Source organism: Actinomyces sp. oral taxon 181 (assembly GCF_018370895.1).
In the GTDB taxonomy this organism is placed as follows: domain Bacteria; phylum Actinomycetota; class Actinomycetes; order Actinomycetales; family Actinomycetaceae; genus Pauljensenia.
Genome location: NZ_JAGYZL010000003.1, coordinates 139,949 through 166,373, shown reverse-complemented (window position 1 = coordinate 166,373; position 26,425 = coordinate 139,949). Strand labels below are relative to the sequence as shown.

The window sequence follows — 26,425 nt, the reverse complement described above, 5'->3', positions numbered from 1 at the left end:
CCCACCACTCATTCATGCCAAAAACAATCCCGTATCTACCGGGATGCAGATTTAGGAATGTGCACGGACTTTAATAATCCGATAGCCCTTTTTAGAAGCGATCTTTTCTGCGGGAAAACCCTGCTGGCACAGCCACTGCGTTAAAGAGTCGGCGCCAAGATTTTTCTGAACAACCAGGTAGGCGACACCGTTTTTGCTCAGCATGGAAAGCCACGTCTTCAGCAGCTCATGAAGAGCTTTCTTTCCAATGCGGATAGGCGGATTAGACCAGATCACGTCAAAGGTGACTCCCTGAGAGAGAAGCTTCTCAGGTGCCTCTTCGGCATGCAGAGTATGGACGTTCTCGGCCTCGTTCAAGGAGGCATTGCGCGCGGTCAGGTCAAGCGCGCGCGAATTGACGTCGACGGCCCAAACACTTGCTTCGGGGGACTCCAAACCCATGGTGACGGCCAAAGGACCCCAGCCGCAGCCCACATCAAGAAAGTTACCGCGCTCGGGGAGGGCGGGGGCCTCGGCAAGAAGCTGGCGGGTCCCCAGATCAATACGCGAACCAGAAAAGACTCGGTCGCTCACCCACATCTCCAGATCGAAGCCGCGAACTCGATCGCGAATCAGGTGAAGCTCATCAGCTGACGCAGGTTCAGAATCGGTGAAGTACTGTTCATCCACGCTTCAAGGGTACTTGAGAAGTGCTACGCCCGACGAGAAACTCTCTTCTTTTTCTCCACAGGCGCGCCCATAGATAGGCCAAACATGGGAAAATAAGAAGCGGATCCCACACGAACTTTCACCATCTTGGAGATACTGAATGACCGAAGATTCCACTGAGCGGGCAAAAGGTGTTGTCGCGCGTATCCTGGCGCGTACAGGAACCGCCCTGGAATCAACTCAAGGACAAGACCATCACGCGCAGGCGGGTGAACTTGAACGAGAGGCACGTGCGGGGACCCGTCGTATCCAAGGACTCTCGAACGACCTTGAAGAAATTTCTGAAGTCGAGTACCGGCAGGTCCGCCTTGAAAAGGTTGTGCTTGTAGGGCTGCGTACCACTGGAACTGAAGAAGAAGCAGAGAATTCTTTGCGTGAGCTGGCAGCACTTGCCGAAACAGCCGGTTCGCAAGTCTTGGACGGCGTGATTCAGAAGCGCTCGCATCCCGATCCCGCAACTTATTTGGGGTCTGGTAAAGCTCGTGAATTGGCTGAGCTTGTTGCTGCTGATGGTGCAGACACAATCATTGTTGATGGTGATCTTGCCCCTTCCCAAAGACGCGGCTTGGAAGACGTTGTCAAGATCAAGGTTGTTGACCGAACCGCGTTGATTTTGGACATCTTCGCGCAGCACGCCAAATCGCGTGAAGGTAAAGCTCAAGTCGAATTGGCACAGTTGGAATACCTCCTTCCACGTCTTCGCGGGTGGGGTGATTCGATGTCGCGTCAGGCTGGCGGCCGCGTTGCCTCGGGTGAAGGTATTGGTTCGCGAGGTCCGGGTGAAACGAAGATTGAGCTGGACCGACGTCGCATTCGAAACCGCATGGCAAAACTGCGCGAGCAGATTCGCCGAATGGAACCGGCTCGCCAAGCGCAGCGCGCGAATCGCTCGCGTTCAACCATTCCTTCCGTTGCCATCGCCGGGTACACAAATGCTGGAAAATCCACGCTTCTCAATGCCCTAACGGGTGCGGATGTCTTGGTTGAAGATGCTCTCTTTGCAACCCTTGACCCGACGGTCCGTCGTACGCAAACAGAGGATGGGCGTGCCTACACGCTTTCAGACACCGTTGGCTTTGTGTCGCGCCTTCCTACCCAGCTTGTTGAGGCCTTCCGTTCGACCTTGGAAGAAGTCGGCGAGGCCGATGTGATCCTTCACGTTGTCGATGCTGCACACCCCGATCCGATTGGACAGATCCAGGCTGTTCATTCGGTCCTAGACACGATTGAGGGAGCGCGCGATATTCCCGAGCTCATCGTCTTCAATAAGGCAGATCTTGCCAGTGATGAGCAACGGGCATTTGTCCGTTCTCTGAGCGAGCGTGCCGTGCTTGTCAGTGCTGTGACTGGCGAGGGGATTTCCGAGCTTCAAACTGTCATCGCATCAATGCTCCCGCGTCCACGCGAGGTCGTTGACTGTGTCGTTCCCTATGTTTACGGAGCGCTCATTCATCGCATTCATGAAGAAGGAGAAGTCCTTGTGGAGGACTACCTTGGCGAGGGAGAGCGCATTCGGGCTCGCGTAGACGGAGCATTAGCTGCGGCAGTACGTGCAGTTGCTCTTCCTGCGCAGGGAGAAGCTCAGAGCGCGGCTTCCGAAGGCATTGCCGAGCCAGACGTGGTGGCCCCTGCCGAGGACTTCGAATGAGCCTCGCAACGGCGAAGCAGGCGCTGAGTGCGGCTGTTCGCGAGATGGGCGGCCAAGTGCGCAGCGGGCAAGAGACGATGCTCGAGGAGATCTGCAGTGCCCTTGAGGTCCCGGAGCACCTTCTCGTTCAGGCGGGAACCGGTACGGGTAAATCTCTTGGATACTTGATTCCGCTTATGGATTTTGCGGTGAGCAAAGAGGAAAGAGTCCTTGTCTCCACCGCGACGCTGAACCTCCAGCACCAAATCCTCACCAAAGACGCCCCGGTCGCAGCCCAAGCAATTGAAGACGTACACGGGCGCAGGCCTCGGGTCGCCCTCCTCAAAGGATGGAATAACTATCTGTGCACCTTCCGGCTTGGCGGTGGATACCCCCTGGAAGGAACGCTCTTTGACGTCCCAACCCAGCGCGATGATGATGACGAGGCCGCGCCGGCCAGCGAGTTGGGCGCGGAGATTGTGCGTTTACGTCGCTGGGCCTCGCAAACGGAAACGGGGGATCGAGATGAACTCGATCCCGGGGTAAGCGATCGAGCGTGGTCGCAAGTTTCAGTGTCGCGTTTGGAATGTCTGGGTAAACAGTGCCCGATGATTGATGACTGTTTTCCCCAGGCGGCCCGTGAAACCGCGCAAGAAGCCGACGTCGTCGTCACCAATCATTCGTTGTTGGGGATCAGCGCTTTGAGTGATAGCGATCTGTTCGGGCCGATTGGCGCGCTCGCGGTTGACGAGGCTCATGAGCTTGCTGAGCGAGTGCGCGAACAGGCCTCGGTTGCAGTGTCCTTGAAGTCCATGACGCGGATTTCACGCAGGCTTCGAAGTCTGGCCTCTGTGGACACTGATGCGCTTGATCATGTTGCCGCACAGCTTGATGCCGCCCTTCAAAGCTTCCAAGTCGGATTAATGACTGACCGGACAAGCCTGAAACCGGTGATGTCCGCCTTGGACACGGCTAAACGTGATCTTGATACGCAGATTTCCGCCCTTCAACTCGAGGCCGCAACAAAAGTGCTGGTACGAGCCTTCAGTGATGAACTTAGTGAGGTCCTGCAAGCGTGGGGGAGAGACGCTGAGAAGAGCGTCACCTGGGTTGAGCGCGATGAAGACCGAGGCCTGTCATCCTTGATGATCGCGCCCTTGCATGTTGCGCCTTCTTTGGCTGACAACGCCTTTGGTCAACGGCCGGCAATTCTGACTTCCGCAACATTAAGTCTGGGTGGGAGTTTTGATTCGCTTGCGTATAGTACGGGGCTAAATTTGGCTCCACTGCCGTGGAGGGGAGTGGATGTCGGATCACCATTTGATGCTTCTCGCCAGGGGATCTTGTACATCGCTGCGGGGCTTCCGGCACCGAGTAATGGGCAACCTAGCCCTGCAGCGATGGAGCAGATGGTCTCTTTGGTCAAGGCTAGTGGCGGGGGAGCACTTGTTCTCTATGCCTCGTGGGCGGCTGCGCGACAGGGTGCGCAAAAGCTTCGAGATGAGGGTGTCTCAGAGGTGCTGCTCCAGGGAGAGGACTCTCTACCGGCCTTGATCAAGCGCTTCCGTTCGAAGCGTGATTCCGTTTTGGTTGGGACGATGTCGCTGTGGCAGGGCGTCGATGTCGTCGGGGACTCTTGTCGCTTGGTTGTCATCGATAAAATTCCGTTCCCTCATCCAAAGAATCCGATCGTCAAGGCCCTGACCGAGGATGCTGATCGGCAGGGAGGTAAGGGCTTTTTCCAAGTGAGCGTAACCAGGGCTGCGCTCATGATGGCGCAGGGAGCCGGACGTCTTTTGCGATCCCATAAGGACCGAGGCGTTGTTGCCGTCCTTGATTCGCGGCTTCAGTCCCGCAGCTACGGGCGTTTTATCATTCAGTCGATGCCTGAGTTTTGGCGTACCTGTGACCTCGATGTTGTGACGGGTGCTTTGGAAAGACTCAATGCTGAGCTGCATGAAGACTGAAGCAGCACACTTCGTCCAATAAGGGGATTTTGGCCTATCACGATGAAGGGTGATCTGAGAGAATAGGGCTGTTCACTTGTTTAGGAGGTTGCTCATGCCCACCCACTCACAAAGTTTGTATCCCAGCTCTTCTGGCCGTCCTTCAAAGATTGCGATTATTGGCGCAGGCGCTGTTGGTACTGCCGTTGCCTATGCCTGCTTGATGCGCGGAGATGCGCGTGACATCGTTTTGCACGATATCAACAAGCCGAAGGTGGAAGCCGAAGCCTTGGATATGGCGCATGGCATTCAGTTCACTCCTTCTGGCTCCATTGAGGGCTCGGATGATGTCGAGATCGTCCGTGGAGCAGACCTGGTCATCGTCACTGCCGGTGCCAAGCAGAAGCCCGGTCAGTCGCGACTGGAGCTTGCTGGTTCCACCGTTGACCTCATGCGTAAGATCCTCCCTAATCTGTTGAACGTTGCCCCCGAGGCTCGCTTTATGTTCATCACGAACCCCGTCGATGTCGTGACCTATGCAGCGCTGAAGATTACGGGCCTTCCGCGTAACCAGGTCTTCGGTTCAGGTACGGTTTTGGACACTTCGCGTCTGCGCTACCTCGTTTCTCGCGAAACAGGTGTTGCCACTCAGAACATTCACGCGTATGTCGCCGGTGAGCACGGAGATTCTGAAGTTGCGCTGTGGTCTTCCGCTGAGATCGGTAATGTTCCTCTGCGCCACTGGGGACCGACGCTTTCGGGCCGACTCTTTGATACTGAGCTTCGCGAACAGATTGCAAAGGACGTCGTGAACTCTGCCTACAAGATCATTGAAGGTAAGGGTGCGACAAACTACGCAATCGGCTTGGCTGGGTCGAATATCGCACGTGCGGTCTTGCGTGATGAACAGCGTGTGCTGACTGTCTCAACGCTCCTTGAAGACTGGGAAGGCATCTCGGATGTCTGCATGGCGGCACCGACCCTGGTTGGCCGCGATGGCGCGGGCCGCGTGCTGAACCCGCCGCTCACTCTTGCCGAGCGCGATGGCTTGACCGAATCGGCAACTCGCCTTCGTCAAGTCGCCCGCGATTTGGGTTTCTAAATTCGAGGGATTGATTTTATGGGTGTGGCCCCGACGCATTGCGTCGGGGCCACACCCATTAAGTCTCAGAAACTGCCATTTACTACAGCGAACGAATGACAGTGACGACCCTGCCCATAATCGTCGCGTTATCACCGGGGATCGGGGCATAGTCCTGATTGTGGGGGAGAAGCCAGACGTGGTCAGATGTTCTGGAAAATTCTTTGACCGTTGCTTCTCCGTCAATCATTGCAGCAACAAATTCGCCGTTGATCGCAGTGGATTGACTGCGGATGACAACGAAATCGCCGTCAAGGATGCCGGCATCGACCATGGAATCGCCGTGGACTTCAAGCATGAAGAGCTCACCATGACCGGTCAATCGTGTCGGTAATTGGAAGATATCTTCGATTGCCTGTTCGGCGGTGATCGGCGCACCTGCAGCGATTCGCCCGACTAGGGGAATTGCTGAGGCGTCCTCGTCTACGTGACCGGTTGGAATTTCGACCGTCACGATCTCTTGGGGCGACGAGGCTTTCGCGTCTTTTTCGCCGAGAAGAGTTCGTCCAGATTCGGACACTTCGAGTGCTCGGGGAAGCCCGGGGACCTTTTGAAGGTAGCCAAGGCGTTCGAGTGTGTCGAGGTGGTGCTTGACCGTCGAAGGTGAAGAAAGTCCGACGATCTGCGCGATTTCACGTACCGAAGGAGGGAAGCCGCGTCGACGCACTTCGGTGTTGATCAGGCGCAGAATTTCGATTTGTCGACCTGTCAATTCTGTGTCGCTGCTCACGATAATCCCTTCGGAACTAAAAACTGGACAGAAATGAGCGTGTGCAATGGTCCACTCACAGTGTCAAGAATACGGGAGAAATTGAGTAAATCAAACATATGTTCGAAAGTGGCTCGACATCTCTCAAAAGAATTGCTATCGTACAAGTGTTCGACGAACACCTGTACGACTGAAAGGGAAACATCGTGAGCACAATGACTGTTGCAGCGTCTCAAGAGGGGGCTCGTCGCCCGCACCTTCAACTCGTCTCCGAGGAATCCCTGGCCTCTGTTTATGACATTCGTCAGGCGCCATCGGCTCGACGTCGCCGTGAGCTCCTTCGCAATGATGATCCTTCGATGCGTCGTCGCCCGGTCGTCGCAACGCGTTCGTCTCTGGGGCTTCGTCGCTTGCTGAGCGGTACTCTAGCGTTCATTGCCGCTACGGGAATTGCAGTTGGTGCGGGTCTTGCTTTGCAAACTCAGCCTTACGACGGTCCGACCCGTGTGGTTTCTGTGGCAAGCGGGGATAGCGTGTGGAGTTTGGCCCAGGGAGTCTCGACCACCCGTCCACTGAAAGATGTCGTCAATGACATCAAAGAGCTCAATGATGTTCAGGGTGCATTGCAAGTTGGTCAGGAAGTGCGCGTCCCGACTCGCTGACCTGCGTTTTATTCTCCCTGTCGCGTGGTGTCTTAGTTGCGAATCTGATCGATCAACCGTAGTTTTAGAGGGTGCACTGCCCTTTCTGTCATAACCCTGATTCGCGTGTGGTTGATACACGTATTGCGGATGATGGCGCCTCGATTCGCCGGCGCAGGGAATGCACCTCATGTAAGAAACGCTTCACAACATTGGAAACCTCTTCTTTCCAAGTTGTTAAGCGCTCTGGTGTCATCGAGCCCTTTTCTCGAAATAAGGTTGTTGCTGGGGTAAGGAAAGCATGCCAAGGGCGTCCTGTTTCCGATGATGAGCTGGCACTTTTAGCCCAACAGGTTGAAGAGCATCTTCGTACATCCGGCGTCTCTTCTGTATCCAGCGATGAAGTTGGGAAAGCGATTCTGCCCTTCCTTCAGGATCTTGATGAGATCGCATACCTACGTTTTGCCTCCGTCTATCACGCGTTTAATTCGCTAGACGACTTTGCAGATGCGATTGATTCACTCCGCGAACGTTCTCAGGCTAAAAAGGCGACAAAGACTGCGAAGAACAAATAGGTCAGGGTTGCAGCTGAGCGAATAACACTCCTGCCTTTTCCAAGAAAATTCGCGTAGAAGCAGCTCTAAAAGAGCTTAGATATCGCGCCTTTAGGCGTCCCACTCTTCCATGCCACGTGGCAGCTGTGTAGTTGTGACGGCATGCAGATCGTGAGTTGCGCGGGTGAGAGCAACGAAAAGGTCGCCGCTACCTTGATCAAGAATGGCGCCCGGTTCGACAACAACGACGGAATCAAATTCCAAACCCTTAGATCCAGCCGCAGTCAGATAACTCACTCGCTGATCCAAAGCGCTTGCCCCTGATTCATCCGCATGCCACAGCTGCGCCTGAGCATCAGGAACGATAACGCAAATACGTCCCTTTCCCTCGCCCTCTTCGCGGTCAAGGCGTTCTTCCATTGTGGAGACGACTTGAGAGACGCATTCCTTGAGCGTGTCCTTCTGCGTATGTGAAACCTGATAGCAGTCGGGAACATCCCGAACAGCTTCCATGGGGTAGAGAACCGGCGTACCGTGCTGTGCCATAACAGCCTGTGCGATTCGAGTTAAGGCCCGAGGAGTCCTATATGAAATTGAAAGAACGAACTCTTCGCTGAAGGCGCGAGCCGCTGGGCCAAGAGCTTGCTTCCACGAATTTGGACGTCGATGGCCTCGTTTTTGGTCAAGATCACCAACAACCGTCATTGAACGACTTGGGCAGCGTCGCAAAAGGCAACGCCACGCCATAGGGGAAAGATCTTGGGCCTCGTCAATGACAATATGCCCATAAGTCCAGGAACGGTCTGCCCGTGCGCGTTCAGCCAGCGGCCGGAGCGAGGGCGCTTCCTGAGTCTGGCGCATCAGCATATCTGCGGTGACGATTCCTCCGCCCAGGCCCGTTGCCTTCAAGGCCTCGTTCGCGCGCTCCCGTTCCTCTTTTTCTCGCTGTTCTTCGGCTCGGCGCTTTTGGGCTGAGGCGAGATCAAGCGTCCCCAAGAGCTCTTCGAGTTCGTCGATCAGCGGAATATCTGAAATGGTGAGCGGCTCATCTTGAGCTCGGTACAAGAGGCTCAAGTCTTCGACCGACAGGGGAGTGCCTGCCTTACGGTTCGCTTGGGCCAAGAGATCAGGGCGCGACCACAGCTTGCGAAGGAAGGCAGGGGCCTGTGTGGGCATCCACGCCAAGTTAATTGCCCGACGGGCATCGACGGAGTCGCGGATCTCAGACATCCAGGTCCTCAAATCATCAGGATCGATGTCTGCCGTGCTGGATGCATCCCCAGCTTCGACGATTAAACGTCCAGCAAGAAGCTCCATAAGGCCCATCGCGAAAGACTCTCGCGCGACATTGTGTGGACGTCCGCTTCGGCGCGCGCGCGAAAGAGCTTCCTGCACATCCTTCACTCGCAAAGTAACGCGGCGATTCCAGACTTGAAGAACCTGATCGCGATCGGGAAGACGGGGGATCAGGCGGACCGCTTCGCGCAGAATACGACTGAAAGCCGCGCGTCCCTTAATCGCAGCGATATTGACGGGATCATCGTCTTGTGCACTCAAGCCGGGGACGATGTCACCGATGGTCATCTGTACGACACCGGATTCGCCGAGGGATGGAAGAACCTGCTCGATATAACGGAGGAAGGTGCGAGAGGGACCAATGATGAGTACTCCCGAACGTTCAAGTCTCTCGCGCTGCGTGTAGAGAAGATAGGCGGCTCGGTGTAGGGCAACGGCAGTCTTGCCTGTGCCTGGGCCGCCTTGAACCACAAGGATTCCTCGATCGCTGGCACGGATCACTCGGTCCTGTTCGCCCTGGATCGTTGCAACGATATCTCCCATTCGGCCACTACGCGCCGAAGAGAGTGCGGACATCAAAGCGCCTTCACCTTGGAGGGTGAGTCCTTGATGCTGTGCTTGATCGACATCAAGAAGTTCATCTTCAACCGAAGTAACTGTTCGCGCGCGAGTCGCAATATGTCGGCGGCGAACGACTCCCAGAGGCTCTTGGGCTGTCGCTTGATAAAAAGGTGCAGAAATCGGGGCACGCCAGTCGACAAGAAGGGGAGAGGAATGCTCATCGAGAAGAGAGATTCGACCGATGTAGTGGGTCGCGTGGTCCTTCATGTCGAGGCGCCCGAATACTAACCGCTCTTCGACGTTATCCAATCGGGAAGACAATTCGGCAAAGTGAGTGGCCAGAGCATCGCGCTCAGTCCATCCCTGAGCATTACCGACCCCGTGATTAGCATCGATCTTCTGACGCTGCTCGCGGTATTGAGAACGCAGTTGATCCAATCGCGAGTACGCGCGGTCAACGAATTCTTGTTCTTCAGCTACTGGGGTAGTAACGCGAGCGGAGTCAGACATTGGGACCTTCCGGTAGAAAAAGTCTGGCGTTCTATTTTGCCCTAATTTCCAGCGATTTTCACTCTCTAAGCCGATGGCGCAAATGTGGGATTAGCCGCGCCTAGGGCGGCTCAACAATGTAGCTTTAGAATGAGTGATACCAGTTGAGACGGTTGGAAACCGAAGGAGGGGAACATGACCGAAACCCAGACTCATGGGGACAACCACCAGGCTCCCCCGATTCGCGCGCGAATTCTGGTCATCTACTTCGATGGCGCGATGGATGCGGGAGCATCCGGTCGCATGGCCGCTGAACAGATGTTGCGCGCTCTTCCAACCACGCATATTGCTGACTTTGAAGCAGAAGACTTCATTAACTATCGTTCACATCGACCAGTGATCACGGTAAAAAACTGGGTGACGCAGGAGGTTGAGCTTCCGAAGATTTCTTTGGATCTTCTGCGTGATGATCGAGGAGAATCTTTCCTTTTGCTCCACGGTCCTGAACCGGACTATCGCTGGGAAGAGTTCGCGGAACGTGTTCGTAAGATCGTCAGCGATGCCGGCGTCGAGGTCGTATTTGGGATGACCGGTGTCCCTTCGGGCGTACCGCATACGCGCCCAACTCCGGTTCATGTCCACACGACCGATGCCTCCCTTGTTCCTGCGCAGCCGCATATGGCTGCGACTATGCAATTCCCCGGGTCGATTGTGTCCTTCCTACAGTGGAAGCTGAAACAAGCGGGGATCGATGGGATGACTCTCTTGGCGATCGTTCCTTACTACATGTCAGAGTCGGCCTATCCTGCAGCCTCCTCAGCGATTTTGCGTAAGCTTACTGAGTTCTCGGGCCTTTCCCTACCCGTTGGTGATCTGGAGCAGGGAGCAGCAGAGGATTTGGATACCTTCGCAGCCCTTGTCGATGCCAACCCGGAGGTTCAGCACACCGTTCGTGCATTGGAAGAGCACTACGACTCTTTCTCGGGAGATGGCTTGGGAATTCCCCTCAATGCTGTTCCCTCAGCTTTTAATGTCCCAAATCCTCAAGATAAAGAGAGCGATGCGAGCGGCATTACCGACGCGATCGAGGCCTACCTTGCCTCGGTGACCGATGGTGCTGCTGGCGTAGACGTTACTGAAGAGCTGGCGGAGACTCCCGCTGAGGCACCCTCAACCGAGGAGCTATTAGCTCAGGCACTTGAGCGCATCGCGCAGCGTGAAAAGAAAGGCGAAGGCAGCACCGTTCCTCATGCTCCTCGTCACCGCGGTGATGCAACCTCAGTAGAGGTCTCTGGGGAATCAGGTACCGCTGAGGAGCAGACGACCCAGTCGCCGGCTGAAGTCGAGGCTGATTCTGAGGACGACACCAAGCCGCAGGACTAGAGCGCGCTTTCTGCCCAGCCGACGGCCTCGTCGGTGAGAGGACGGATCCCAGCGCGCCACTTACCCAGTTCCTTCCCGCGCAGCGGGCGGGCGGGAAGGGGAAGCTTGCGCAAGAGGCGGTCAAGCTCAACCTCATCGGTGCGGCCGGGAGTAGTTTGTGCAAGGAAAACGATGTTTCCGCGGCGAGCTCCGCGACCAACTTTGGGATCGCACAGTGCTTGTACGTCTGCGAAGGATTCACTCATCCCAGCTAAATCCAGACGCGCGTTGTCGCCACCTCCGTGCGCACTATTTTCAAGGAGGATCCCGTCCTTTCGGAGGACCCTTTGGCACTGAGCTGCGAACTCGAAGGTCCTCAATTGTGGGGGGACAGATTCTCCGGCAAAAGCATCGCGGACAATGACATCAAAGGAAGATTCTCGCAGGGAATCGATCACTTGACGAGCTTCGCCAATGCGGATTTTTAGAATTGGAGAACGCGGTAAATCAAAGTGATCTCGAGCGAATTGCGCAATAGTTTGGTCAATCTCAACAACGGTGTGGCGTGAGGCGGGGAAGAGAATGGACCAGGCCCAGGGGAGCGCACACGCCGCGCCCCCCAGATGTAATACGCGAATGGGGTCATTGGCTGCGTAAGTTGCTTGCAGTGCGCAGGTCGCATGCTGCATGTATTCGAAATCTAGGTAACTGGGATCAGAAGTATCGATACACGACGACTCCGCTCCGTTAATGAGAAGGGTCGCTCGCGGGCCGTCCCAGCGGATCTCGATTGACGGGGAGTCTAGAGTAGTCATAGGGCTACTGTACGTGGGAAGGAGGATACGATGTCGAATGCTCCGCGCGACCGCCGTGGAAAACGCTATTGGGGCGATGACGATTCCCAGACGAACATCATGCACATCGATATGGATTCCTTCTTCGCGCAGGTGGAGATTCGTGAAGACCCATCGTTGCTAGGCAAAGCCGTGATCGTCGGCGGGAGTAGCAATCGTGGTGTCGTGACCTCTGCGACCTACGAGGCTCGTGCTTTGGGCGTGCGCGCAGGAATGCCAACCGCGCGAGCGCGTGCGCTGTGCCCCACCGCCGTATTCGTTCCCGGGCATTTTGAGCTCTACCGTGAGTATTCGAAGCGTGTCATGTCAGTTATTGGTCGCTTCAGCCCGATCGTTGAGCAGGTGAGCGTTGACGAGGCCTTCGTTGACGTTCGTGGTTCGCGCTTGCGTTTCGGCAAGCCCATGCATATTGCCGGCGAGATTCGACGCCAGATTCGAGAAGAAATTGGTCTTCCTGCTTCCGTTGGGATTGCGTCGACAAAATCGGTGGCAAAAATTGCTTCCTCGAATGCGAAGCCAGATGGTGTGCTCTTAGTTCCTGCCCAGGCCACGATTGAGTTCCTTCATGGCCTTCCCGTGGGTGCACTTTGGGGCGTTGGCGCCAAGAGCGCGCAGGTGCTTGAGCGTGAAGGAATCGAAACAATCGGGCAATTGGCGGCGCACCCCCTGCCTCGGCTATCACGATTGCTCGGTGCTGCTGCGGCTCACAGTCTTCATGATTTGGCATGGGGGATTGACCCGAGGCCAGTGACTGTCTCGCGTGAAGAAAAATCGGTGGGGATGGAGCGTACTTTCGAAACCGATATTCGCGATCGGGCGCTTCTTGATCAGTTCATTACGAAGGCCTCTCACGAATGTGCGAGGAGGTTACGTGCGGGAAATTGGCTCTGTAAACAGGTTGCAATCAAAATGCGCGGGGCGGATTTTTCGACCATTACACGTCAGCAACGACTGAGAGTACCCACGGATCTAGGTCGAGAAATCGCTGTGGCTGCTCACCAGCTGTTTGAACGGGAAACTCTTCCAAGTGGGGGAGTGAGACTATTTGGCGTTCGCGCTGAGGGCTTAATTGCGCGAGATGAGGGATTCGAAGTTGCCCTTGATCAGGATGAACGCCCTCAAGCGGCCGAGCGCGCTATGGATAAAATCCGGGGAAAATATGGTGCAGGCGCGATATCGCTTGCATCACTGCTTGAAGAAAACAAGTAGGATGGGGTTATGGCACTTTCGGATTATGAGAAGCAAGTTCTCGAAGAGATGGAGGCGCAGTTTGGCTCCCAGCCTGCCTCCTTCAATGATCATTCACGTCCGAATGCCAATGTGGAGCAGCAGCCTGCTCGTTTGTCGCCGCGTAAAGTCGCTGCTGGCGCACTGATGATCGTTGTTGGGCTTCTGGTCTTGATTGCCGCTGTGTCTCTTGGCTATTCGGTGATCTCTCTGATCGTTGGAGTAGCCGGCTTCCTCTTGATGGTCGGTGGCGCTTGGTATGCACTCACTGCGAAGGGAAGTTCCTCGAGTTCGGGCAAAAAGCGAAGCTCCTTTATGGAACGTCAACAAGAACAGTGGGATCGGCGTTCGGACGATCGCTAATTCTTATTGCTTTGATTCCTGGTGACATCGTCACCAGGAATTTTTTTATCCCTCCCGAAGGCAGGGGCTAAACCTTCATTCCTATTTTCCAATGAGTCTCCACTTTCCACCATCGGTGCTCGTGGAGACTCATTTTCTGCAGAAAATCGCTATTTCTGAGATTTCTAACGAGAAACTCTGAAAATTTCCCCCACTTTCCTCCACCTCAAATTTTCATTGGAATCTAGCAGATTTATTGCTAGAAATATATGAGACATGTGTCGAAATCGCACCAAATTGGCAATTTGTGGAGTAAAGTGGGGGAAGATGTCACATAGGGGAAGGTGGTGAATGATGTTCCTTGGTACCTACGAGCCAAAGCTCGACGACAAGGGACGCGTGATCCTCCCTGCCCGATTCCGAGAGGATATGGAAGGTGGGATTGTCCTCACTCGAGGGCAAGAGCACTGCATCTATGTCTTTCCTGCCCAAGAGTTTGAGCAGATGACGGTTGAGCTTCGCCGGGCTCCACTGTCCTCCAAACAGGCACGCGACTATATCCGCGTGTTGCTCTCGGGTGCGTATAAGGAGGTTCCGGACAAACAGGGAAGAATTACTCTTCCGCCGGATCTGCGCAAATACGCCGGTCTTGATCGTGAGCTCACCGTCATTGGTGCGGGTTCGCGCGCAGAGATCTGGAATTCACAGGCATGGAATGACTACCTGTCCGTCCAGGAAGACGTCTTCTCGCAAACAGAAAACGAAATTATCCCAGGAATGTTCTAGTCCGCCCTTCCAGGTCTCCTCCCGTTGTTCTGACGTCACTTCCCCGATGGCAGAGCACGGTGGGGGACCTGGATGGACGGGCACCCATCACACAGAAGGAGGGCAGAAGTGTCTGTCGACCGCGATCCCGCGCAGCTGCATGTTCCTGTTCTCCTCAATGAGTGCTTGGACATGCTTGCGCCTGCAATTGATGCTCCTGGCGCTGTTCTCATCGATGCGACTCTCGGAATGGGTGGGCACACGGAAGCGGCACTGACACGTTTCCCCCAGCTCACCGTTTTCGGTATCGATCGAGATCCTTCGGCGATCGCCCTCGCATCGAAGCGCCTTGAAGCTTTTGGCCCGCGTTTCCGTGCCTTCCACACCACTTACGACAAGATGGATGAGGTTGCTGCGCACGCCCCCTCTGGAATGGTCGATGGGATCCTCATGGATCTGGGTGTCTCTTCCCTCCAGTTGGACCAAGAAGACCGAGGCTTCTCTTACTCGCATGATGCCCCGCTTGATATGCGAATGAACCCCCAGACGGGCATCAGTGCAGCGCAACTTTTGGCCTCGGCCTCGAAAGAGGAAATTACGCGGATTCTTCGTGTTTACGGGGAAGAAAAGTTCGCCTCGAAGATCGCTGGACGTATCGTCGCCACCCGAGAGAGCGAGCCTCTGACGCGCACTTCCCAGCTGGCTCAAATCGTTCGCGATTGTATTCCCGCACCGGCACGCCGTACGGGAGGTAACCCCGCAAAGCGCACCTTCCAAGCGCTGCGTATTGCGGTCAACGACGAACTGACCATTCTCGAGGCCGCGCTTCCTGCCGCTCTTGCGCACCTGCGCGTTGGCGGTCGAATTGTCATCGAGTCATACCAGTCCCTTGAAGATCGTCTGGTGAAGGACATCTTCCGTCGCGGTGCCACGGATCAGGCCCCCGCTGGTGTGCCCATGATCCCCGAAGAACTTCAAGCTCGCTTGCGTCTACTGACACGTGGCGCACAGCTGGCTGATGACACAGAAAAATCCCATAATCCGCGCTCCGCTTCCGTGCGGCTGCGCGGCGCACAGATGATACGCCCCTGGAAGGAACGACCATGAGCGGAGCCACCGCGCGCGCACGCGCGACCTCTCGTCCGGCATACGTACGTGAAGATGTACGCCCACTGCTCACAGTGGTGAAGGCTAACCAGCCTCGCCGCTCGGTCATCCCTATGACCTTTGTTGCTCTGGTGATGATTGCTATCGCCATTGTTGTGCCGATGCTGATCAACACGCACATGGCCCAGACCTCCTACCAGATTCGCGAATACCAGATCCAGCTCAATGAGTTGGAGGCGCAATCGTGGACCCTGCAGACGCAGCTTCAGGAGAAGGCTTCTCCCGTCGAGCTCGAGAAAGCGGCGAAGGCGCAGGGAATGGTGCACGCAGGAAAGCTGGGAACAATCCGTTTGGCCGATGGCCAAGTTGAGGGTGGTGTAGCCGCGCGATGAGCAGGTTGCAACGCATTTTCAAGGCGCCTGACACATCGCCTCATCGCGCGAATTGGATGTCCGGGCTTCTGTTCTTGGGATTTGCGTTCTGCGTCTTGCAGCTCATCGTTATTCAGGTATTCCAAAGCTCGACCCTTGCCTCCGAGGGGGAACGAGTACGCACAGCCGTCAGTGAAATTGGCGCAAAACGTGGGGAAATTCTTGACGTTAACGGTGTCGTTCTGGCCGATTCGGTTCAGGCCTACCACATTGCGGTAAATCAGAAAGCGATTACGACCTACGAGCATAAAGATGACAACGGCAATGTTGTCGGCCGTGGTCCCGCTGAGGCAGCAAAACAGCTCTCTCCTCTTCTTGGTATCAGCCAAGCGGAACTGGGCGGCATGATGCTTGGGGATTCGACCTACGTCTATCTGAAAAAGAATGTCGATGCGGTCACCTATCGTGAAATCCGCAAGCTCGACATCACCGGTATTGAATGGGAAGCGGTCTTTGATCGAACCTATCCCAATGGCAATACAGCCGGTCCGATCGTGGGCGCCGTCAATGCCGAAGGAGACGGTGTCTCTGGCTTGGAGGCCTATTTCAATAATTTCTTGCAGGGAACCTCTGGAGAAGAGGCCTATGAGATCTCTCCCAACGGCGCGGTGATGCCCGGTGGAAAGAAGGTCACAAAGGAGCCTCAAGACGGAGGATCGGTCCGTACGACCCTCCATGCAGATCTTCAACACTTGGTTCAAGATGCTTTGGATGCTCGTGTTCGTAAGCACAATGCGGACTGGGGAGTCGTCGTCATTTCTGATGTGTCGACGGGACGTATTCTTGTTCTTGCCGATTCGGGGTCCACGACGCCGGATGCCGCAAAACCTCAATCTGTCATGGGGGTGCAGGCTCCCTACGAACCGGGTTCGGTGGGCAAGCTGCTAACTGTGGCCTCGGCCCTGGAAAAGGGAACGACTACGCCAACGAGTCAATACAGCGTCCCGTATAGCATTAACCCTCCCGATGCCGGCGGTCCGATCAAGGATTACCACGAGCACGGAACTGAGACTTTGACGTCGACCGGTATCGTTGCGGAATCCTCGAACGTTGGAACGATTGAGATTGGCGAGCAGGTGGGCGATCGTGATCGCTACGACTTCATGACGAAGATGGGTCTTAACCAGCCCACTGGAATCGAGTTGGCGGGCGAGTCTCAGGGCATCATGCGAGATTTCGACAATATTCAAGGCCGAGATCGCTACACGATGATGTTCGGGCAGTCCTACGCTGTTACCGCCGTCCAACAGAATCAACTCATTCAGGCAATCGGAAACCGTGGTGTGATGATCGCGCCTCGAATTATCGACTCAACGGTCGATTCGCAGGGGCGCGCCGAGAAAGCTACGGCTCCTCAGCCGAAGCAAGTGATGTCCGCGGATCGTTCAAAAGAACTCATCACCATGATGGAATCTGTTGTTATGGATAAGCAGGGTACCGGTCAACTCGCAAAGGTTGAAGGCTACCGCGTGGCAGTCAAGACGGGTACTGCAGATATTAAAGTCAATGGCGCGGATGCGGTCGTTTCGAACACTGCTGGTCTGGTTCCAGCGGAATCACCGCGCTTGGCTATTTCGGTTGTCCTGTACAACCCGCGTGTTGCTGGTTTGTCCTCTGATGCGGCCGCACCGCTGTGGAGTGAAGTCACGACCGAGGCTGTTCGCAACCTCGGGATCCCCGCGTCTACAGAAAGTGCCCAGCTGTATCCCACGACACCCTAGTAGGCTAGTGTCCAGACCGTTGGGTAGACCCTAAGGAGAAGAATGCATAGGTCCAGTCGCTGGATCGCTCAGGCATTGGGCGCACAGCTCCACGGAAACGACGTCGAGGTCACCGGGACAGTTGACACGGATTCACGCGAAATTCGTCAAGGCTCTCTCTTCGTTGCTCGGCGTGGAGAAAATAGCGATGGCCACGATTATCTAGACGCGGCTGCGCAAAATGGTGCGGTGGCGGCAATCGTTGAACACCTGTGTGACTCGCCTTTGACGCAGATTGTTGTCGAGGATTCGACCATCGCGCTGGGTGAATTGGCTCGAGCCTACCTTTCAGATTTGCGTTCACACCAGAAGCTGGATGTGATTGCAATGACCGGTTCGGTCGGAAAAACAACGACCAAAGACCTTCTTGCAGCGATCATGAGCGCCGATGCTCCGACAGTTGCTCCTCAGCTGTCTTTTAATAATGAGGTCGGGCTTCCTTTGACGGTTCTGCGTGCCGATGAATCCACGCGCCACCTTGTTCTGGAAATGGGGGCCTCTGGACCTGGGCATATCGCATATCTGACGCGGATTGCTCCACCTGACGCCGGAATTGAACTGATGGTTGGACATGCACACCTCGGGGGCTTCGGCTCTGTTGAAGGGGTACGCGATGCCAAGGCTGAGTTGATTCAAGGCCTCGTGCCATCGGGAAGCTCAATCTTGAACTTTGACGACCCGCACGTCATGGAGATGGCTGCTTACGCACCCGGGCGAGTGGTCACCTTCTCGGCCTCGGGAAATCGCCAGGCAGATAGCAGCGCCCACGCAATTTCCCTGGATGAACAGGGGAAAGCCTCTTTCGAACTCCACCTCGATGGGCGAGTGATCCCTGTGCACCTGGGACTTGTTGGTATTCACCATGTTGCCAACGCACTTGCTGCAATTACCGGAGCATGGACGCTTGGAATTGATCTTGATCAAGCCTGCGCCGCTGTTGAGGGCCGCAGGCCAGCCAGTCCACATCGAATGAGTATCCATGAACTTACCCTCAAGGGTAAGAAGGTGACTCTCATCGATGATTCGTACAATGCAAACCTTGATTCTTTCCGCGCGGGATGTAAAGCCGCTGGAGATTTGGCGGCGGGCCGACAGCTAATCGTTGTTGCCGGCGGAATGCTTGAACTTGGTGAAGCCTCGCAAAGTACCCATGAACAGGTTGCGCGCTTCTTCGATCAAGCGGGTGCTCATTGCGTTCTTGCGTTGGGGGAGGACTCGCAGTACTACTTCACTGAGCGAGGCGAGGACCACACTCACCGTCACCTGCGGAATGTTGACGAGGTACTTAGTGCATTAGACGGCATACTGGAAGATAATTCTGTTGTGTTCATCAAGGGCTCGAATGGCTCCGGTGCCTGGAAGGTCGCCGATCACCTAGTGGAGGAGGGCACTTTATGATTGGACTCATTATTGCCTTTGCAGTTGGTCTAGTCCTTTCCATTTCGCTCACCCCACTGTTCATCCGCTACTTGGTGCACAACCATTACGGACAGTTCATTCGTCAAGATGGCCCGACGTCGCATATGACGAAGCGCGGCACCCCAACAATGGGCGGCGTTGTCATCATTTTTGCCACTGTCGTTGCATGGTTTATCGGAACCCTGATTAACGGCGGGCTTCCCTCGTGGTCGGGAATCCTTTTGGTATTCCTTTTCGTGGGGATCGGGTTCATCGGACTGCTTGATGACGCACTAAAAATCATGCATCAGCGCTCGCTTGGCCTGCATGCATGGGCAAAGATCGTCGGCCAAGTGGCTATTGCCTCGCTGTTCACGTGGGGCATCTTGACGATTCCGAATGTTCACGGCCGCACCCCGGGCATCTTTGATATTTCTCTTGCTCGTCCCCTCGGATTGACCTTCACCCAGTGGGGGATTGTTGCGGCAGTCATCCTCATTGTCTTGTGGGTGAACTTCATCGTTGCCGCCTGGTCCAACGCCGTGAACTTGACTGATGGCTTGGATGGCTTGGCAGCAGGTGCAGGTATTTTTGTTTTCGTCGCCTACACCTTCATTTCGTACTTCCAGCTGCTCCAGTCCTGCTGGGGTGACACAGTCAATGTTGCCGCCTGCTACGACACCCGAGATCCTCTTTCCATCGCAATCTTCTGCTCCTCTTTGGTTGGGGCCCTAGCGGGCTTCCTGTGGTGGAATGCCTCGCCCGCCCAGATCTTTATGGGAGATACCGGCTCTCAGGCCATTGGTGCGGCTATCGCCGGTGTTTCAATCCTGACCGACACTGAGTTCCTTGCGATTTTGATTGGCGGGCTCTACGTCATCACAACTCTTTCGGATGTCATTCAGATCGGCGTCTTCAAACTCACTCACAAGCGTGTTTTCAGAATGGCTCCTTTGCACCACCACTTTGAGCTCAAGGGCTGGAAAGAAATCACCATCGTTATTCGCTTCTGGCTCATCTCAGCGCTTTTCGCAGTGATGGGAGCCGGTCTCTTCTACGCGGAATGGGTGTCGCAACTGTGAATTGGCAGGGCCGCTTTGCAATCCTCGGTTGGGGAGTGTCTGGGAAGGCATCAGCACACGCACTTGTAAAACGCAGTGCGCAGCTATGTGCCTTTGATGGTAGAGCCCGCGAGGATGACCAGTCCGAAAACGACGCGAATGTCGATTTTGTCAGCGAGGCTGATTCTGATGCGCTCGCTCAGGCGGTCATTGATTGGAAGCCGGATTGCATTGTTGTCTCTCCGGGAATCCCCGCTCATCATCCCATTTTTTCTGTGGCTGAAACTGCTGGTATTGAGCTGATTGGCGAGGTCGAACTGGCCTGGCGTCTTCAAGAAGATTCCGAGCACGCTGGCCGTCCGTGGCTATGCGTTACTGGAACAAACGGCAAGACAACGACGGTTGGAATGCTGGGAGCGATGCTGCGAGCAGCTGGTGAGGACGCCGTCGAAGTTGGCAATATCGGCCTTCCCATTTGTGAAGCCATTGATACCGATGCAACGGTCTTCGCTGTCGAGCTCTCTTCCTTCCAGCTGCATACCGTTTCGACTGTTTCTCCGCTGGCTTCTGTGTGTCTGAATGTTGACGCCGATCATCTTGATTGGCACGGCAGTGCACAGGCCTATGCAGCAGATAAGGCGAAGGTTTATCACCTGACTCAAAAAGCGTGTTTCTATCCCGCATCCGATATCACCGTGGAGAACATGGTCGCCGAGGCCGATGTCGTCGAGGGAGCCCGGGCAATTGGATTGACCCTGGGGATCCCCGCAATCTCTCAGGTTGGTTGGGTCGAGGATGCGCTCGTTGAGCGTGCCTTTGTTGAGAAACGCCATATGCAGGCCCAATTCTTAGCTGAAGTCGATGACCTTCGTGTTGCCTACCATGACGGTGTTACGGATGCTGCGCGTATGGATGCAACTGCTGCAGCCGGTCTTGCGCGCGCCTTTGGCGTTCCACCAGAAGCAGTTGCGGAAGGTCTTCGAAGCTTTACCCCCGCTCATCACCGCCGTGCAGTGATTTCACATGCTGCCGATGTCACCTGGATTGATGACTCTAAGGCGACAAATGCTCATGCGGCCGTGGCTTCGCTGTCTGGAATTACTCCCGGCACTGCGGTGTGGATCGCAGGAGGAGATACGAAGGGCCAAGAGTTTGGCGACCTGGTTACTCGCGTCGCTCCTCTTCTTCGAGGGGTTGTTGTCATTGGCAAGGATCGCAGTGCGATTGTGAACGCGCTGCGCCAGCGCGCGCCTCAAGTTCCCTTCGTTGAGGTCGACGGGCACGAGGACTGGATGTTCTCTGTCGTTAACGAGGCCGTGGCGTTGTCCCGCCCGGGAGATACTGTTGTGCTTGCACCCGCGTGTGCGTCCTGGGATCAGTTCCGTTCCTATGCGCAACGTGGGGATGTTTTCCGCGATGCGGTTAAACGTCTTGAAGCGAATTGGGCGGCGCAATGAGCTCCCTACTGGAGCGCCTGCATATCCCGCGTTTCGAATTTGCGTCGAAAGAACGTGGAGATCGGGTGTATTCGCCTGTCGCCACCTACTATCTGATTGTTATCCCCGCGCTCATTTTGACCGTTTTCGGTTTGGTGATGGGGTTTTCAGCCTCTGCCGTTACAACTATCGCCAGTGGCGGCAGTCCCTACGCGGCATTCTTGCGTCAGCTGCTCATTATCGGTGTTTCCTTCCTGCTAGCGGCGATTTTTATCCAAAGAATCCCCTCAGCAGTGTGGTACCGCCTCGCACCGGCTATTTATCTTGCGGCGCTGTTTTTTCAGGCACTAGTCATGACGCCACTGGCGGCATCACAGGGTGGAAACACTAACTGGGTGTCGCTTCCCGGACTTGGAACATTCCAGCCCTCGGAGTTTCTCAAACTGGCGTTGATCGTTGCCTTGGGACGCTCACTGTCGCGGGAAGGCGCTCGCAGAAATGACTGGCGACAGATGGCAGTCACGGTAGGGCTTCCCATTCTTGGCGCTCTTGTTGACGTTATGCTCGGTAAGGACATGGGCACCGCAATGGTCATGGCTGCGGGTGCATTCGGCGCAATCTGGGTTGCACGGCTTCCGCGCAAGTGGTTTGCAGTTATTTTTCTTTCCGCGATTCCTATTGCTGCCTTCTTAGTTTTCCAAAATCCCACGCGAATGAAGCGAATTCTTGCAGTTCTTCCGTGGAATCGTCCCGCGCGTAACCTTTCGGCCCCCGAACAGATTGACCACGCGCTGTGGGCACTTGGCTCTGGCGGGCTAACGGGTCTTGGTCCCGGCGCATCGCGAGAAAAATGGAACTATCTCCAGGCCGCGCACACCGACTTCATCTTGGCAATTATTGGCGAAGAATTCGGCCTCTTAGGGACGCTGACCATCGTTGCGTGTATCTGTTTGATGATTTGGGGGATGGTACGGCTCATCCACTCAACGAACTCCTTCTTCGCAACAATTGTGAGTGGTGGCGTCGCTGCTTGGATCGGCATTCAGGCGATTATTAATATTGCGTCTGTGACTGGGCTTGGTCCGGTTATTGGTGTGCCTCTGCCACTGGTGTCTTATGGCGGTTCGTCCTACCTCTTTACGATTTCGGCTATTGCATTGGTTGCTGCTTGCGCGCGCGAGAACGCGGGTATGACTATGGGACTGAAATTCTCGGCTGGATCCTCACGCGACCCTCGGCTTTCGCGTCGTCGTCGCCGCGCGGGAAAGGCTAGCGCTGGATCTACGGAAGGAAGACGATGACAAAGAAGATTGTTCTTGCAGGTGGTGGCACCGCTGGGCACGTGAACCCTTTACTGTCGACCGCATTGGAACTTCGTTCACGCGGTTATGACGTCGTTGCTCTTGGAACCTCTCAAGGGCTGGAAACAACGCTGGTTCCTGCGGCGGGTGTCGAGTTGGTGACTATTGAGCGTGTTCCGCTGCCGCGTAAACCTTCTCTGCAGTTCTTCTCTCTTCCGGGGCGTATGAAGCGTGCGATCGCGCAGTGTCGCTCAGCCCTGAGCGGAGCAGATGCGCTCGTTGGTTTCGGCGGATATGTTTCTACTCCCGCCTACCTTGCCGCACGAAAGATGAGCCTTCCGATCATCATCCATGAGCAGAACGCCCGTCCCGGGCTTGCCAACCGAGTAGGTGCACGCTGGGCATCGGCCTTGGGATTGACTTTCCCCTCGACCCCTCTAAAGGCGAAGCACGGAGTAACTGTGGTGACGGGTCTTCCTCTGCGTCCCGCCATCCAGGCTCTTGCCGCCGCTCGTACCACCGAAGAAGGACGTGAATCTGCGCGCCGCTCGGCGGCCTCGAAGTTGGGGGTCGACCCCGATATGCAGACTCTGCTCATCACCGGTGGCTCCTTGGGGGCTCTCAATGTGAACCGTGCGATGGTGAAAGTCGCTGCTGAGCTGCCCGACGGGGTGCAGGTCGTTCACCTCACCGGCAAGGGGAAAGACCAAGAGGTTCGCGATGCGGTGAAGGCAGCAGGCGTTGCGGATCGTTGGCATGTCATTGACTACCTCTCAACGATGGAAGATGCGCTTGCCGTTGCTGATTTGGTCGTGTGTCGCTCGGGTGCGGGTACGGTTGCTGAAATGACCGCACTCGGACTGCCCTGCGTGTATGTTCCACTGCCCATTGGTAATGGAGAGCAGAAGCTGAATGCCGCGGATCATGTTGCCCAGGGTGGTGCGCTTCTTGTTGCTGACCACGACCTGACTGCCGATTACGTTCGAGGCACGATCTTTCCGCTGTTGGGAAGCGAAAAACTTTCTGAAATGGCCATCGCGTCCCGTGCGCTTGCGCGCCCCGATGGCGCTCAACAACTTGCTGATCTTATTGAATCGACTCTTCAAAAGAAGGAACAGAAGTGAGTATTTCCCATCGCTTCCATCTCATCGGTATCGGCGGCGCTGGGATGTCAGTGGTTGCTGAGCTTCTCAAGGATCGCGGTCTTGAGGTTTCGGGTTCTGACCAGAAGGAATCTCCCATTCTTGATCACCTCCGTGATGCAGGAATTGAAGTTTTTGTCGGACATGATGCTGCTCATGTTCCCGCTGACGCGGTAGTTGTTGTGTCCACCGCAGTGCGTGAGACTAACCCGGAGCTGGCCGAGGCCCGTCGACGTGGACAAAGCGTCATTCACCGTTCCCAGGCTCTGGCTCTGGCTGCAAGCGGTATGCGTTTTGTGGCGGTTGCAGGAGCACACGGGAAGACGACGACTTCAGCGATGCTTTCGATGGCCCTTCGTGATGCCGGTGAAGATCCGTCGATTGCGGTTGGTGCGGTGATTCCTCAGCTGGGGTCGGGTGCTTACTTGGGCAGCGGCGATGTTTTTGTTGCCGAAGCCGATGAATCTGATGGCTCCTTCCTCAACTACACTCCCTGGATCGAGATTGTCACCAATGTTGAACCTGATCACTTGGATCGCTATGGTTCGCGCGAAGCTTTCGAGCAGGTTTTCGTTGATTTTGTTGGCTGCCTGTGCCCGGGTGGAACCCTGGTGTGCTGCGGTGAAGATGGTGGTAGTGCACGTTTGGCCCGATATGCTCGAACCCAGGGCATCGATACCGTGACCTATGCGCGCTCCGGTCATGAGAGTGCAGACTTGGGCGCAAGCGCAGATGTCATCATCGAAGAGGCTCATACTGATGGCCATACCGCTTCGGCGCTGCTGACCTGGGGCGATTTGAAGGCCGAAATTCATCTGGCAGTTCCTGGGATTCACAATCTTCTCAATGCCTGTGCGGCATGGATTGCAGGAGTTCGCTTGGGAACCGATGCGCAGACTATGGCGCACTCTCTGGCTGCATTCGCTGGAACTTCTCGGCGCTTCGAGTTCAAGGGACAAGTTGGCACTCGCCGCCTGTTTGATGACTATGCACACCATCCCACCGAGGTCGCTGCAGCATTGCAGCAGGCTCGTACTGCGGCCGGTGATGGGGAAGTAAGCGTGGTTTTCCAACCGCACTTGTATTCGCGTACTCAGGCTTTTGCCGAGCGCTTCGCCCAGGCGCTTTCGCATGCGGATCACGTCTACGTCTGCGATATTTACGGCGCGCGCGAGGATCCGGTACCCGGCGTGACTTCGCAGCTTATTACTTCGCATCTGTCTCGAGCACACTACGTTCCAGATATGCATGAGGCCGCACGTATGGCTGCCAACGAGCTCGGCGAGGACGGAATCCTAGTCACAATGGGTGCTGGCTCAATTACGCAGGCCGGTAGCGATGTTCTGGATGAGTGGGAGCACGAGGAGCAGGGGAGCGGCCAGTGAAGCAGCCTCCGCGTCCCCGTCGTTCCCGTTCTTCTTCCGCGCCCGAGGGCTCTTCTGCGCCAGAGGTTTCTTCTGCGTCCCCGCAGGACTTTGCCGCGCCTGAGGAAGCATTCGGGGAAGGTTCCTTTTCCGATACCGTCGCTTCGTCTCCCGAGGTCTCGATTTCGGATCGTCCTGCGCTCTCTTTGGCTCAGGCCTCGTCGGCCGAGGAGAAAGAAGAGACAGAACGCGCTGCGCGTAGGAAACGAAATCGCGAGTTGCGTCGCGCGAGGCGCGAGGCAAGAGCACAGTCACCCAGTAGCGGAGAACTGCTCAACCGCCCATTGGGGCAATCGGATGCGGCTGCGATTTTGGGGTCTAGCGATGAGAGCGCAACAGCTGATTTGAACGAGAGGCGTCGTGAACGCACGCATGCGCATCGACGTCTTCTCCTTACGCGAGTTGCCTCCGCCTGTGGCGCTGTCATTGTCGTGTGTGCTTTGGTGTGGGGAGTTTTCTTCTCGCCGCTTTTTGCTCTCGATATGTCTAAGGTGTCGATCGAGGGACTCGGTGATGACACGACTACTCAAAACGATGTGCGTGCCGCGATCGAGCCTTATGCCTCTGTTCCGCTTCCACGTCTAAAGACTTCTGCGATCGACGAGCAAATCGCGAAGGTGCGTCTGGTTCGTGAGGCTAATGTCCAGCGTTCTTGGCCGCGTGGATTAACCGTTCAGATCCGTCCGCGGCAAGCGATTCTGGCGGTGAAAGACGGTTCTTCTTGGGCTTTGGTCGACGATCAGGGAGTAACGGTTTCTTCTGTCTCAACAGCTCCCGAGGGAATGGCTCCAACGACCCTTCCCGACGGCGATCAGCGCGCACAAGCTGCAGCTGATGTCGCGGCGATTTGGGCAGTGATGGGGGATGATCTGCGCTCGAATATCGCGATGATCACTCACGATGGCCAAACTATCTCCATGACCTTGACGAATTCTCGAACGCTCAATTGGGGAGTAGCGAAGGACAATGAGCTCAAGGCAAAAGTTGCGGCTGTTTTGATTTCGCAGCGTCAGGCACGGAACTATGATGTGTCCTCGCCCGTGCATCCTGTCACTTCTTAAGTTAGAGAAGCGACACGCCCGCGAATTGTCTTGAAGAATTGGGGTCTTACCCCTACCTTCTTCCCGTCTACACGCAGGTCAA

The 26,425-nt window shown here is 55.7% G+C and carries 23 protein-coding genes; 19 read left to right on the top strand and 4 right to left on the bottom strand.

Features of this window, described 5'->3' with window-relative positions:
- Positions 1 to 51: 51 nt before the first annotated feature.
- Positions 52 to 669, bottom strand: a complete 618-nt coding sequence (locus KHW85_RS02615) for a methyltransferase (RefSeq protein WP_291458683.1) — start codon at positions 667 to 669, stop codon at positions 52 to 54.
- A 139-nt stretch (positions 670 to 808) separates the two neighbouring features.
- Here KHW85_RS02615 and hflX point away from each other — a divergent pair, with 139 nt between their 5' ends.
- The 3 genes from hflX to KHW85_RS02600 all read left to right on the top strand — a co-directional run bounded on the left by hflX (position 809) and on the right by KHW85_RS02600 (position 5,383).
- Positions 809 to 2,356, top strand: coding sequence for a GTPase HflX (hflX, locus tag KHW85_RS02610; RefSeq protein WP_291458682.1), 1,548 nt, complete (start codon positions 809 to 811; stop codon positions 2,354 to 2,356).
- Positions 2,353 to 4,302, top strand: a complete 1,950-nt coding sequence (locus KHW85_RS02605; protein ID WP_291458681.1) for an ATP-dependent DNA helicase — start codon at positions 2,353 to 2,355, stop codon at positions 4,300 to 4,302. Before hflX ends, KHW85_RS02605 begins: the two co-directional genes overlap by 4 nt.
- Before the next feature lie 94 nt (positions 4,303 to 4,396).
- Positions 4,397 to 5,383 carry an L-lactate dehydrogenase gene (locus KHW85_RS02600; RefSeq protein ID WP_019127166.1) on the top strand — a complete coding sequence of 329 codons (987 nt, stop codon included), beginning with the start codon at positions 4,397 to 4,399 and terminating at the stop codon, positions 5,381 to 5,383.
- Positions 5,384 to 5,465: 82 nt separating this feature from the next.
- On the opposite strand, the gene lexA is transcribed toward KHW85_RS02600, so the two are convergent.
- Positions 5,466 to 6,152 carry a transcriptional repressor LexA gene (gene lexA, locus KHW85_RS02595; protein ID WP_291458680.1) on the bottom strand — a complete coding sequence of 229 codons (687 nt, stop codon included), beginning with the start codon at positions 6,150 to 6,152 and terminating at the stop codon, positions 5,466 to 5,468.
- Positions 6,153 to 6,346: 194 nt separating this feature from the next.
- Between lexA and KHW85_RS02590 the strand changes: the two genes are divergently transcribed.
- Both KHW85_RS02590 and nrdR read left to right on the top strand, forming a co-directional pair.
- A complete protein-coding gene (locus KHW85_RS02590; protein ID WP_291458715.1) occupies positions 6,347 to 6,793 on the top strand; it encodes a LysM peptidoglycan-binding domain-containing protein in 447 nt (148 codons plus the stop codon).
- Positions 6,794 to 6,864: 71 nt separating this feature from the next.
- Positions 6,865 to 7,347, top strand: coding sequence for a transcriptional regulator NrdR (nrdR, locus tag KHW85_RS02585; protein WP_034250985.1), 483 nt, complete (start codon positions 6,865 to 6,867; stop codon positions 7,345 to 7,347).
- A gap of 90 nt (positions 7,348 to 7,437) precedes the next feature.
- Here the strand turns inward: nrdR and KHW85_RS02580 are convergent, their stop codons facing one another.
- Entirely contained in the window at positions 7,438 to 9,693 is a 2,256-nt protein-coding gene (locus tag KHW85_RS02580; protein ID WP_291458679.1) for an AAA family ATPase, read from the bottom strand.
- 174 nt (positions 9,694 to 9,867) lie between these two features.
- Here KHW85_RS02580 and KHW85_RS02575 point away from each other — a divergent pair, with 174 nt between their 5' ends.
- On the top strand, positions 9,868 to 11,055 hold the full coding sequence (locus KHW85_RS02575) for a PAC2 family protein (RefSeq protein WP_048712193.1): 1,188 nt from the start codon (positions 9,868 to 9,870) through the stop codon (positions 11,053 to 11,055).
- Here the strand turns inward: KHW85_RS02575 and KHW85_RS02570 are convergent.
- The gene (locus tag KHW85_RS02570; RefSeq protein ID WP_291458678.1) at positions 11,052 to 11,849 is read right to left on the bottom strand and encodes a fused MFS/spermidine synthase; all 798 of its coding nucleotides are present in this window, start codon (positions 11,847 to 11,849) and stop codon (positions 11,052 to 11,054) included. The two genes, KHW85_RS02575 and KHW85_RS02570, sit on opposite strands and share 4 nt — an antisense overlap.
- Before the next feature lie 30 nt (positions 11,850 to 11,879).
- Here KHW85_RS02570 and dinB point away from each other — a divergent pair, with 30 nt between their 5' ends.
- From dinB to KHW85_RS02505, 13 genes are all read left to right on the top strand, one after another.
- Entirely contained in the window at positions 11,880 to 13,097 is a 1,218-nt protein-coding gene (gene dinB, locus KHW85_RS02565; RefSeq protein ID WP_291458677.1) for a DNA polymerase IV, read from the top strand.
- A gap of 9 nt (positions 13,098 to 13,106) precedes the next feature.
- Entirely contained in the window at positions 13,107 to 13,478 is a 372-nt protein-coding gene (locus tag KHW85_RS02560) for a DUF3040 domain-containing protein (RefSeq protein ID WP_291458676.1), read from the top strand.
- A 333-nt stretch (positions 13,479 to 13,811) separates the two neighbouring features.
- Positions 13,812 to 14,243, top strand: coding sequence for a division/cell wall cluster transcriptional repressor MraZ (mraZ, locus tag KHW85_RS02555; RefSeq protein ID WP_291458714.1), 432 nt, complete (start codon positions 13,812 to 13,814; stop codon positions 14,241 to 14,243).
- Positions 14,244 to 14,315: 72 nt separating this feature from the next.
- The gene (rsmH, locus tag KHW85_RS02550) at positions 14,316 to 15,329 is read left to right on the top strand and encodes a 16S rRNA (cytosine(1402)-N(4))-methyltransferase RsmH (RefSeq protein ID WP_291458675.1); all 1,014 of its coding nucleotides are present in this window, start codon (positions 14,316 to 14,318) and stop codon (positions 15,327 to 15,329) included.
- Positions 15,326 to 15,721, top strand: a complete 396-nt coding sequence (locus KHW85_RS02545; RefSeq protein ID WP_009747962.1) for a hypothetical protein — start codon at positions 15,326 to 15,328, stop codon at positions 15,719 to 15,721. The genes rsmH and KHW85_RS02545 overlap by 4 nt, the downstream gene beginning before the upstream one ends.
- Positions 15,722 to 15,777: 56 nt before the next feature.
- Complete coding sequence (locus KHW85_RS02540; protein ID WP_291458713.1) at positions 15,778 to 17,481, top strand: penicillin-binding protein 2; 1,704 nt, start codon at positions 15,778 to 15,780, stop codon at positions 17,479 to 17,481.
- A gap of 42 nt (positions 17,482 to 17,523) precedes the next feature.
- Positions 17,524 to 18,918 carry a UDP-N-acetylmuramoyl-tripeptide--D-alanyl-D-alanine ligase gene (gene murF / locus KHW85_RS02535; RefSeq protein ID WP_048712185.1) on the top strand — a complete coding sequence of 465 codons (1,395 nt, stop codon included), beginning with the start codon at positions 17,524 to 17,526 and terminating at the stop codon, positions 18,916 to 18,918.
- On the top strand, positions 18,915 to 20,000 hold the full coding sequence (gene mraY, locus KHW85_RS02530) for a phospho-N-acetylmuramoyl-pentapeptide-transferase (RefSeq protein WP_291458674.1): 1,086 nt from the start codon (positions 18,915 to 18,917) through the stop codon (positions 19,998 to 20,000). The genes murF and mraY overlap by 4 nt, the downstream gene beginning before the upstream one ends.
- Entirely contained in the window at positions 19,982 to 21,436 is a 1,455-nt protein-coding gene (gene murD, locus KHW85_RS02525) for a UDP-N-acetylmuramoyl-L-alanine--D-glutamate ligase (protein ID WP_291458673.1), read from the top strand. Before mraY ends, murD begins: the two co-directional genes overlap by 19 nt.
- Positions 21,433 to 22,716, top strand: coding sequence for a putative peptidoglycan glycosyltransferase FtsW (locus KHW85_RS02520; RefSeq protein WP_009747967.1), 1,284 nt, complete (start codon positions 21,433 to 21,435; stop codon positions 22,714 to 22,716). The genes murD and KHW85_RS02520 overlap by 4 nt, the downstream gene beginning before the upstream one ends.
- Positions 22,713 to 23,840 (top strand): undecaprenyldiphospho-muramoylpentapeptide beta-N-acetylglucosaminyltransferase, encoded by a 1,128-nt coding sequence (murG, locus tag KHW85_RS02515; RefSeq protein ID WP_291458672.1) that lies wholly within the window; start codon positions 22,713 to 22,715, stop codon positions 23,838 to 23,840. Before KHW85_RS02520 ends, murG begins: the two co-directional genes overlap by 4 nt.
- Complete coding sequence (gene murC / locus KHW85_RS02510) at positions 23,837 to 25,243, top strand: UDP-N-acetylmuramate--L-alanine ligase (protein ID WP_291458671.1); 1,407 nt, start codon at positions 23,837 to 23,839, stop codon at positions 25,241 to 25,243. The genes murG and murC overlap by 4 nt, the downstream gene beginning before the upstream one ends.
- Positions 25,240 to 26,343, top strand: coding sequence for an FtsQ-type POTRA domain-containing protein (locus tag KHW85_RS02505; protein ID WP_291458670.1), 1,104 nt, complete (start codon positions 25,240 to 25,242; stop codon positions 26,341 to 26,343). The genes murC and KHW85_RS02505 overlap by 4 nt, the downstream gene beginning before the upstream one ends.
- Positions 26,344 to 26,425 lie beyond the last annotated feature (82 nt).